This window comes from Nocardia sp. NPDC003345 (genome assembly GCF_053589395.1).
The window spans coordinates 1-9,181 of sequence record NZ_JBSFRU010000269.1 but is presented as its reverse complement, the minus strand read 5'-3'; the positions used below and the strand labels follow the sequence as shown (position 1 = coordinate 9,181).

Here is a 9,181-nt window from a genome sequence, read left to right as displayed (position 1 = left end):
GTTAATAGGGCCCCACCCTCGAGCGCCGGAGGCGCTCCAACAACTCAGTACGCGCTGTTGACGTTGTCCATCGAGCCGTACCGGTGGAACGCGTAGTTGCAGGCCGCGGCGATGTTGGAGACCGGGTTCCACACGTCGAACGGGGTGCCGGCCACGTGGTAGGCGGCGAAGGTGGGGTCGATCACCTGGAGCAGGCCCTTGGAGGGGATGCCCATCATGGCGTTGGAGTCCCAGTTGTTGATGGCCGCGGGGTCACCCGAGGATTCGCGCAGGATGTTGCGGTGGATGCCCTCGTAGCTGGCGGGGATGCCGTTTTTGTTGAGGATGTCCAGCGCTTCGCGGATCCAGCCGTCGAGGTTGTTGGTGTAGACCGGGGCGGGCGCGGGGGCCGGGGCTGGCGCCGGAGCGGCCTCGGGGGCCGGGGCGGGGGCGGCCAGCGCTTCCGGCGCGGGGGCCGGAGCCGGGATCGGCGCGGCGTTCGCGGCCAGGGCCTCGGGGGCCGGGGCCGCGGCGGCGGGGGCCTGCTCGGCGACCATGGCGACCTTGCTGGGGGTGTTGTCGTCGGCCATGGAGACGGCGGAGGAGGCCGTTACGGCGACGAGGCCGGCGGTGGCGAGAGCGAAGCCGACCGCTTCACGCTTGGTGCGCAGACGCAGGGTGGAGAAACGATGAGTAGCCATTCGGATTCGGTTCCTTGATCGGGTCTCGGGATCCGGCCCGGTTCGGGCAGCACGGATCTTCGGCGGCGGGGCGTGTGCCTCACAACCGGAAAACATGACTGTGCTGTTGTCGGGTTTTGTTGTAATGACACCGAACCGGGCGGGTTCGGGTCCGGATGGCGCATTTCGCGATTCCGGGGTGGTTTCCCGGTTCGCCGCGCCGCGCAACTCCACCAATGGGCGGAGTACAGTGGACTCGGGTTCGGTGTTCGCGAAAACCGACTTCGATTTCCGTTCCGCCGGGCTTCCGCGGTTGTTTCTCAACCTCGTGCCCGCAACGTGGCGGCCATTTCGAACCTCAGGTCTGTATCGACCGGATCTCAGAATGGTCACAGCAGGTGAACAGAAGGTTAACGCAGCCTGAGAAAATCATGAGCGCGATCTTGAATGCCGAAATGAACGTGTTCCATCGGCGCGACGACCTGGGGAAATGCCGTTAAACCTCTTGTGGTGCAGGCCACAGAATTTCTTCTCGGCAACTACGAATTTTGGTGTTTGTGATGGTTCCGTGATGGGAAAACCCCTGGTTTCGCGCCCGCCGCGGCTCGCCGGGGAACCGGCCGTTATCGACCGGCGGCCCGACGTTCCGGACTGGTATCCGGGTGCGCCTGATGATGTGATGGGGTCCTGCAGGCGCAGTACCGGGCGGTAACAAGGCCCGGACCGAGACCGGAAAGAGGGCCGGCGATGGACTCGACGACGAGTTATCCGCAACTGTTCGCTCCGCTCGACCTGGGGCACACCACGCTGCGGAACAGGGTGGTCATGGGCTCGATGCACACCGGGCTGGAGGACCGCGCATGGGATACCAATCGCCTGGCCGCCTACTTCGCCGAACGGGCCCGCGGCGGGGTCGGACTGATCATCACCGGCGGTTATGCGCCCAACCGCACCGGTTGGCTCCTTCCCTTCGGCGCGAAGCTGACCACCCGGACCGAGGCCTACCGGCACCGGACCGTCACACGCGCGGTACACGAGGCCGGCGGGAAGATCGCGCTACAGATCCTGCACGCGGGCCGGTACGCGTATGTGCCGGGCAGTGTGTCGGCTTCCTCGATCAAGGCCCCGATCAACCCTTTCCGGCCCCGCGCGCTCACCGAGCGGGGTATCCGGCGCACCATCGACGACTATGTCCGTTGCGCCGATCTCGCCCGGTTCGCCGGGTACGACGGAGTCGAAATAATGGGTGGTGAGGGGTATTTCATCAATCAATTCCTCGCACCCCGCACCAATAAACGCACCGACCGCTGGGGTGGATCCGCCGAGAACCGGCGCCGGCTCGCGTTGGAAATCGTGCGGCGAACCCGTGCCGTCGTCGGTCCGGAATTCATTATCGTATTCCGTTTGTCGATGGCCGAATTGGTCGAGAACGGCCAGACATTCGAGGAGATACTGGAACTGGCTCGGGAACTCGAAATCGCCGGGGCCGATATTCTCAACACCGATATCGGATGGCACGAGGCGCGAGTACCCACCATCGTCACCTCGGTGCCGCGCGCGGCGTTCGTCGAGTTCACCGCGAAGATCGCCGCCGCGGTCGGGATCCCGGTCTGCGCGTCCAACCGCATCAATATGCCCGAGATCGCCGAGGAGATCCTCACCCGCGGCGACGCGCAGCTGATCTCCATGGCCCGGCCGCTGCTGGCCGACCCGGAATGGGCGGCCAAGGCGGCCGCGGGCCGCGCCGACGAGATCAACACCTGCATCGCCTGTAATCAGGCCTGCCTGGACCACGCCTTTCAGCGCCGCACCGTCTCGTGCCTGCTCAACCCCCGGGCCGGGCACGAGACCGAACTCGTGCTGCTGCCCACCCGCCGGGCCAAACGGATCGCGGTGGTCGGAGCCGGGCCCGCGGGCCTGTCGGCGGCGGTCAACCTCGCCGAGCGCGGCCACCGGGTCGAACTGTTCGAGGCGCTGGACCGGATCGGCGGCCAGTTCGATATCGCCCGGCGGATTCCCGGTAAGGAAGAGTTCGACGAATCCATCCGATATTTCTCCCGCCGGCTCGAACGCACCGGTGTGCGGGTACACCTGAACACACCCGTGACCGCGTCCGAGCTGGTGGCCGGCGGGTACGACGAGGTCGTACTGGCCACCGGGGTACGGCCCCGGATTCCCGATATCCCCGGGATCGATCACCCGATGGTGCTGTCCTACGCGGAGTTGGTGCGTGCGGAGAAGCCGGTCGGCGCACGGGTCGCGGTGATCGGCGCCGGTGGTATCGGATTCGACGTCAGCGAATACCTCACCGTCGAGGGACACCCCACGCTGAAGGCCGACGAATGGAAACAGGAATGGGGTGTCGATTCCGAGGACGAGCGGCTGCCCGGGCAGTTGCGTACCGCCCGCCCGGCGCCCGCCGCCCGGGAGGTGGTATTGCTCCAGCGTAAGGACACCCCCTTCGGGAAGGGGCTCGGCAAGACGACCGGCTGGGTGCACCGGGCGGCGTTGAAGGCCAAGGGCGTGGAGCAGATCGGCGGCGTGAACTACGAGCGCATCGATGACGACGGGCTGCACATCAGCTTCGGGCCGAAACGCGAACGTCCCCGGGTGCTGCGGGTCGACAATGTCATCGTGTGCGCCGGTCAGGAATCGGTTCGCGATCTGGAGGCGGAGCTGGCGGCCGCCGGTATCGCGGTGCATCTCATCGGTGGTGCGGAACTGGCCGCCGAACTCGACGCCAAACGCGCGATAGACCAGGGCACGCGGCTGGCCGCCCGGCTGTGAGACCGCCGGTGGGCCGCGCACCGGCCCACCGGCGCGAAATAACCTTTTCCCGAACGGGTTCGCGCGGTAGTGTTCCGTCCTTGTGTTCGCACGAGGTAGGGGGTGACGGTGCCGGGCGCGGCCGATCCACCGGGTACGGCGAAGGTCTATTGGCGGCTGATGGTCGCGGGCTTCCGGCGGCAGTGGCAATACAAACTCGCCATGTTCGCGGGGCTGTTCACCAACTGTGTGTTCGGGTTCGTCCGGGCGGCGGTGATGGTGGCGGCGGTCGGGTCCACGGGTGGTTTCGCCGGGTACGACGCCGGCAGTATCGGCGCGTATGTGTGGATCTCCCAGGGGCTGCTCGGCGCACTGCAGTTCATGGCGGCCGAACTCGAACTCGCCGAACGGATCCGCACCGGTGATATCGTCGTCGACTTCCTGCGACCCGTCGATATCCAGCTGAGCAATCTCGCCGCCGATATCGGCCGCGCCGCGTGCACACTCATCCCGCGCGGGCTGCCGAGCCTGGTGATCGGCTCGCTCACTTTCGGCCTGGTCCTGCCCCGCGCCCCCGAGTCCTACCTGCTCGGCGCGGCGAGTGTGCTGTGCGCGGCGGCGATCTCCTTCCTCGCCCTCTTCGCGCTGACCATGGCCGGTTTCTGGGTCGTGGAAACCCGGGGAATCCGGACGCTCTACCAGACCTGCGGCCCTTTCCTCGCAGGCCTGTTCGTTCCCGTGCACCTGTTTCCGGACTGGTTGCGCACCCTCGCCCTCGCGACCCCGTTTCCGTCGATGTTGCAGGCCCCGGTGGATGTGCTGTCCGGCCGGGTCGTGGGCTGGGAGGCGGTGCACGTCGTCGGCACCCAGGTCTTCTGGTTGCTGGTGATGATGGCCCTCGGGCGGGTACTGCTCGCGGCGGGCCGCCGGAAACTGGAGGTCCAGGGTGGGTGAGACCACAGCGCCCGCCCTCCCGCAGCGGCCCGGACCGGCCGGATCGCGTTGGCGGCCCTACGCGGCGGTGGTGGGTTCGCGGATCCGGGCGCAGCGCTCCTACCGGCTGTCGTTCGGCGGTGAGATGCTGGCGGCGGCGTTGCTCGGCCTGGTGGAGTTCGCCGAGGTGTGGCTGATATTCCGGCAGGCGAAGGTGCTGGGCGGGCTGGATATGGATGCCGCGCTGCTGCTGTTCGGGATGAGCAACCTCGCCTTCGCCGCGGGCCAGCTCGTCTGCGGTCACCTGGACAAACTGCCGAACCTGATCCGCCTGGGCCTGCTCGATATCTATCATCTGCGCCCGCAGCCGGTGCTGCTCCAGCTGATCACCAGCGATTTCTCTCTGCGGCGCCTGGCCCGTGCCTCGGTGGCCCTGGTGGTGCTGGCCGCCGGACTCGTACGCAACGATATCGAGTGGTCGATGGGCACCGTGGTACTGATCCTGCTGACCTTGACCTGCGGCGCCGCCTTGTTCGCCGGTCTGTTCGTCATGGCGGCGGGCTGTCAGTTCTTCCTGATAGACGGCGCGGAGCTGACCAACAGCTTCACCTACGGCGGTTCGTTCGCGGCGACCCAGCCCACCTCGGTCTTCCCCACTCCACTGCGGATGTTGTTCTGCGTCGCGATACCGGTCGCGTTCACCGCCTACTTCCCGACGTTGGCGGTCCTCGGACTACCGGGCCCGGCGGGCCTGCCGTCCTGGCTGGCGTGGCTGGTGCCGGTCGCGACGTTGTGGGTGTGGACGCTCGCCGCGGCGATGTGGCGGCTGGGCACCAGGCACTATCAGAGCGGCGGTGGATGAGATGGGAGATCGGTGATGGCCGGGGTGGATTCGATCATCGAGGTGGACGAGCTGACACGGCAGTTCGTCCGGTACCGGCGGGAGGGCAGGCGGCGCCGGCGGGAACTGGTCACCGCGGTCGATGCCCTGAGTTTCACGGTCGAGCGTGGCGCGGCGGTCGGATATATCGGCGCGAACGGAGCCGGGAAGTCGACCACCATCAAAATGCTCACCGGCATCCTCGTTCCGACCTCCGGAGCGGTGCGGACCTGCGGATTGGAGCCCATCCGGCGCCGACGCGAGCTGGCGGGCCGGATAGGGGTGGTGTTCGGGCAGCGGTCCCAGCTGTGGTGGGATCTGCCGCTGCACGAATCCTTCACGATCCTGTCCGCCATCCACCGGCTGGAGCCGGCGGCCGGCCGGGCCCGCACCGCCGAGCTGGTGGCCCAGCTGGAAATGGCGGACACCCTGGATACGCCGGTGCGGCAGCTGTCCCTGGGGCAGCGGATGCGGGCGGAGGTGGCCGCGGCGCTGCTGCATTCCCCGGAGCTGGTAATCCTCGACGAGCCGACCATCGGCCTGGACGTGCTGTCGAAGCAGCGGCTGCGTGAGTTCCTGCGCGCCGAACGCCGCGAACGCGGTACCACCCTATTGCTGACCACACACGATATGGGCGATATCGAGCGCCTCTGTGACCGGGTACTGGTGGTGGACCACGGGCGGCTCGCCTACGACGGTTCGCTCGACGGTCTCGGCGCGACGGTCGGTGCGCAGCGGGTGCTGGTCGTGGATTTCGCCGAACCGGCGCCGCCGCTGCACGGATTGTCCGGAGCCCGGCTGGTGGCCGCGGAGGCGGAGGGGATGCGGCAGCGGTTCGCTTTCGACGCGGAGACCACCACCGCCGCGGAGCTGCTGGCCGAGGTCTCCGCACGCGCGAGAGTGCGCGATCTCTCGATCGAGGAGCCCGATATCGAGGACATCGTGCGCCGGCTGTACGAGACCGCCCGCTGAACGCAACGATGCCGGGCCCTGAGGGCCCGGCATCGGGTGAGATGTTCGCGAATGGGCCTTTACGCCTTGGCGTTACCGGCTTTCCACTCCGACCACGGGATGTTCCAGTCGCCCAGGCCGTCCACTCCGGACAGGGTGCCGCCGACCGTGTTCTGCACGATCGTGATATCACCGCGTTTGGCCGTGTTGTACACCCATTGGGCGTCGGCGGGGCTCAAGTTGAGGCAGCCGTGACTGGTGTTCGTGTTGCCCTGTGCGCCCAGCGACCACGGGGCCGAATGGAAGAAGATCCCGCTGTAGGACATCCGGGTGGCCCAGTCGACGTCGGTGCGGTAGCCGTCGGCCGAGTTCACCGCGACGCCGTAGGTCGAGGAATCCATGACGATATGTTCGTGGCGGTCTGCCAGGATGTAGACCCCGTTGTCGGTGGGGGTGTCGTCCTTGCCCATCGAGGTAGGCATGGTCCGTATCACCTGGCCGTTCTTCTCGACCGTGACCATTTTCGTATTGTCGTCGGCCTTGAAGACCACGGCATCGCCGACCACGAAGTGCGAGGTGATGTCGTCCTGGCCGTAGAGCCCGTTGCCGAGATCCTTGCCGTAGACGTTCACGTTGATGTCGACGCGGGTGCCCGAAGCCCAGAAATGTTCGGGCCGCCAGCGGACCTCCCGGTTGTTGACCCAGTAGAAGGCACCCTCGACCGGCGGGTTGGTCTTGATCGTGATGGCATCCTGCGCGGCCTTGCGGTCGGGGATGTTCTCGTCGAACTGGATCGCGACCGGCTGGCCGATCCCGACCACCTCGCCCTCACCGGGTACGAGGTAGGGCTTGGTGACGTTTCCGGGTGCGGTCGTGGTGAAGCTCATACCCGATGTGGCGGCTCCGCCCAGCCCGATCGACCGCGCCTGCAGGCGGTAGGTCTTGCTGTACCCCAGCGGCTCGCTGGTGCTCCAACTGCGCTTGTCCTGCGACAGCTGCCCCGCCACCGGCTGGCCGTCCGGATTGACCAGCGCCACATCGGTGAACAGGCCATCGGAGATCTCGAACTTCAGCGGCGCCGCCGGCGATACACCGATATCGCCGTCCTTGACGGGAGCGACGAGTTTGGGCTTGATGAGCTCGGTGAGGGGGTTGCGATCGATGGCGACGGATGTGTCCGCAGCTTCGGAGGACGAACACCCGGACATCACCAAAGCGATCAAACTGATGAGAAGAATCGGCACGAAGAACCGACCGATCGGCCTGCGCCGATCACCTGTACGCATATCAACCCCGTTTCAAGTCCCGGCGCACCCGCTCCGCGCCGATGGCTTCGGATCCGACCGATTTCCTGCTCACCTCGACCCACCGCAGCGGCGGGACCGGTCGAGACCACGTCCTACTATTCTGCCAGCCGTCACGAGGTGATCCCAACCGAAGATCAACTACTCGGGATCGGGCGGCCCACCTACACATAGGATTCGGGCCACTGTCCGTTACGGCGTCGCGCGGCTCACACCCGCCCGACTGGCTATCGATTTCACTTCTGCGGCCCGGGCCTGTTAATGTCTGTCCCGCACCGCACGGCGGAGCACGCGCCATTAGCTCAATTGGCAGAGCAGCTGACTCTTAATCAGCGGGTTCGGGGTTCGAGTCCCTGATGGCGCACTCATCAAAACCATCTCCCATCTGCGGGTTCTTCACTATTAGAAGTCTCGGCCACCCCTCTGGGTCCCCTGAAACTCCCCTTCGACGGGTCGAGTCCGAACTGTAATCCGCTGACTTTTCTCCCCGGCACCGCTACCTGCGGTTTCGGGGATTTTTTGGCGACCGGAATCCAAACCTACAGCCGTATGAACTACATCACATCAAGATCGTGTATCGGGCTGGACACGAGTGGCCGGGCTGTGACCCCACCCCCGGCGGGGTCGACGCCACCGGAGAAGAGGTGACATTCGAGGGGCCACGGGAAGTGGGCCCCTCGACGTCCCGAGGCCGAACCGGTCTCGTCAGTTCATGCTCTGAAAGTAATGCTCCAGCACATTCCCATTCATGTCGTAGACCTTGCAGTCGCGGCCGGTCATCTTCGCCCCGTTGGGGGCGGTGTAGGTGTAGACATCACCGCAGTGGGTCTGGGCAGCGGCGGTCGCGTCCGCGGCGAACACGCCGGCCACCGCGATGGCCGAGGCGAAAGCGGTCTTGAGAAGGATGCGTATCACGGGGATTCCTCTGATTCTCGATTTCCGGGTAGTGATACCGACTTCGACGCCGCTGCTCGCCCGGCGGTTCCATGCCGATACCGGAAATTCGCCGGCGGTGAGCCGGCCGGGAATCCGTTCGCGCGCTGGAAGATCGGATACCCGGCAGGGGTGGGGGATGGGCAAGGGGAAACCTCGGACGTGGCCGGACCGCACATCCGCCGAGGCCCGGCCGGTTTCCGGCGGATCGGTTAGTGTGCGCGGTATGAGCGAGGCGGACGCGCGGGTGGGTCGCGGACAGGTGGCCGCGTGGGGGCTGTGGGACTGGGGGTCGGCCGCGTTCCACGCGGTCATCGGGACCTTCGTCTTCGCGGTCTACCTCACCGACAGCGTGGGGGAGGATCTTCCCGGCGGTATCTCCGCCAGTGCCTGGCTCGGCTGGGCCCTCGGTATCGCGGGCCTGATAGTGGCACTGACGGCCCCGGTGACGGGTCAGCGATTCGACGCGACCGCCAATCGCAAGCGGTCGCTCGCGATCATGACGGCGGTGACCGTCTGCCTGATAGCGGCCATGTTCTTCGTCCGTGACGAGTATCACTACCTCTGGCTGGGGCTGGTGCTGCTGGCCTTCGGCCATATCTTCGTCGAACTCGCGACCGTGCCGTACAACGCGATGCTGCGCCAGGTGTCCACACCGGCGACCGTGGGCCGCGTCTCCGGGTTCGGCTGGGCGATGGGTTACTTCGGCGGGATCTTCCTGCTGCTGATCTGCTACGTGGGTTTCATCGCCGGCG

The 9,181-nt window shown here is 66.5% G+C and carries 8 protein-coding genes and 1 tRNA gene; 6 read left to right on the top strand and 3 right to left on the bottom strand.

Annotated features, from left to right (window positions below; genetic code table 11):
- Positions 1 to 44: 44 nt before the first annotated feature.
- On the bottom strand, positions 45 to 680 hold the full coding sequence (locus ACWDU1_RS24315; protein WP_450001828.1) for a transglycosylase SLT domain-containing protein: 636 nt from the start codon (positions 678 to 680) through the stop codon (positions 45 to 47).
- Positions 681 to 1,406: 726 nt separating this feature from the next.
- Here ACWDU1_RS24315 and ACWDU1_RS24310 point away from each other — a divergent pair.
- The 4 genes from ACWDU1_RS24310 (at position 1,407) to ACWDU1_RS24295 (ending at position 6,210) form a co-directional block, all read left to right on the top strand.
- Positions 1,407 to 3,446 carry an oxidoreductase gene (locus ACWDU1_RS24310; protein WP_450001826.1) on the top strand — a complete coding sequence of 680 codons (2,040 nt, stop codon included), beginning with the start codon at positions 1,407 to 1,409 and terminating at the stop codon, positions 3,444 to 3,446.
- A 102-nt stretch (positions 3,447 to 3,548) separates the two neighbouring features.
- Positions 3,549 to 4,379 carry an ABC transporter permease gene (locus ACWDU1_RS24305; RefSeq protein ID WP_450001825.1) on the top strand — a complete coding sequence of 277 codons (831 nt, stop codon included), beginning with the start codon at positions 3,549 to 3,551 and terminating at the stop codon, positions 4,377 to 4,379.
- Complete coding sequence (locus tag ACWDU1_RS24300) at positions 4,372 to 5,220, top strand: ABC transporter permease (RefSeq protein WP_450001823.1); 849 nt, start codon at positions 4,372 to 4,374, stop codon at positions 5,218 to 5,220. Before ACWDU1_RS24305 ends, ACWDU1_RS24300 begins: the two co-directional genes overlap by 8 nt.
- A gap of 15 nt (positions 5,221 to 5,235) precedes the next feature.
- Positions 5,236 to 6,210, top strand: coding sequence for an ABC transporter ATP-binding protein (locus ACWDU1_RS24295; RefSeq protein ID WP_450001821.1), 975 nt, complete (start codon positions 5,236 to 5,238; stop codon positions 6,208 to 6,210).
- 59 nt (positions 6,211 to 6,269) lie between these two features.
- Here ACWDU1_RS24295 and ACWDU1_RS24290 read toward each other — a convergent pair whose 3' ends face one another.
- A complete protein-coding gene (locus ACWDU1_RS24290) occupies positions 6,270 to 7,475 on the bottom strand; it encodes a L,D-transpeptidase (RefSeq protein WP_450001819.1) in 1,206 nt (401 codons plus the stop codon).
- A gap of 309 nt (positions 7,476 to 7,784) precedes the next feature.
- On the opposite strand from ACWDU1_RS24290, the gene ACWDU1_RS24285 reads away from it, so the two are divergent.
- Positions 7,785 to 7,857: transfer RNA gene (locus tag ACWDU1_RS24285), tRNA-Lys, on the top strand.
- A 341-nt stretch (positions 7,858 to 8,198) separates the two neighbouring features.
- Here the strand turns inward: ACWDU1_RS24285 and ACWDU1_RS24280 are convergent.
- Positions 8,199 to 8,408, bottom strand: coding sequence for a hypothetical protein (locus ACWDU1_RS24280; RefSeq protein ID WP_450001817.1), 210 nt, complete (start codon positions 8,406 to 8,408; stop codon positions 8,199 to 8,201).
- A gap of 244 nt (positions 8,409 to 8,652) precedes the next feature.
- Between ACWDU1_RS24280 and ACWDU1_RS24275 the strand changes: the two genes are divergently transcribed.
- Positions 8,653 to 9,181, top strand: a 529-nt coding sequence (locus ACWDU1_RS24275) for an MFS transporter (RefSeq protein ID WP_450001815.1), incomplete at its 3' end; no start/stop codon positions are given.

Excerpts from the sequence above, each read along its gene's own strand:
- ACWDU1_RS24315 (WP_450001828.1), bottom strand. The coding sequence starts at position 680 with ATGGCTACTCATCGTTTCTCCACCCTGCGTCTGCGCACCAAGCGTGAA.
- ACWDU1_RS24310 (WP_450001826.1), top strand. The coding sequence starts at position 1,407 with ATGGACTCGACGACGAGTTATCCGCAACTGTTCGCTCCGCTCGACCTG.
- ACWDU1_RS24295 (WP_450001821.1), top strand. The coding sequence starts at position 5,236 with ATGGCCGGGGTGGATTCGATCATCGAGGTGGACGAGCTGACACGGCAG.
- ACWDU1_RS24290 (WP_450001819.1), bottom strand. The coding sequence starts at position 7,475 with ATGCGTACAGGTGATCGGCGCAGGCCGATCGGTCGGTTCTTCGTGCCG.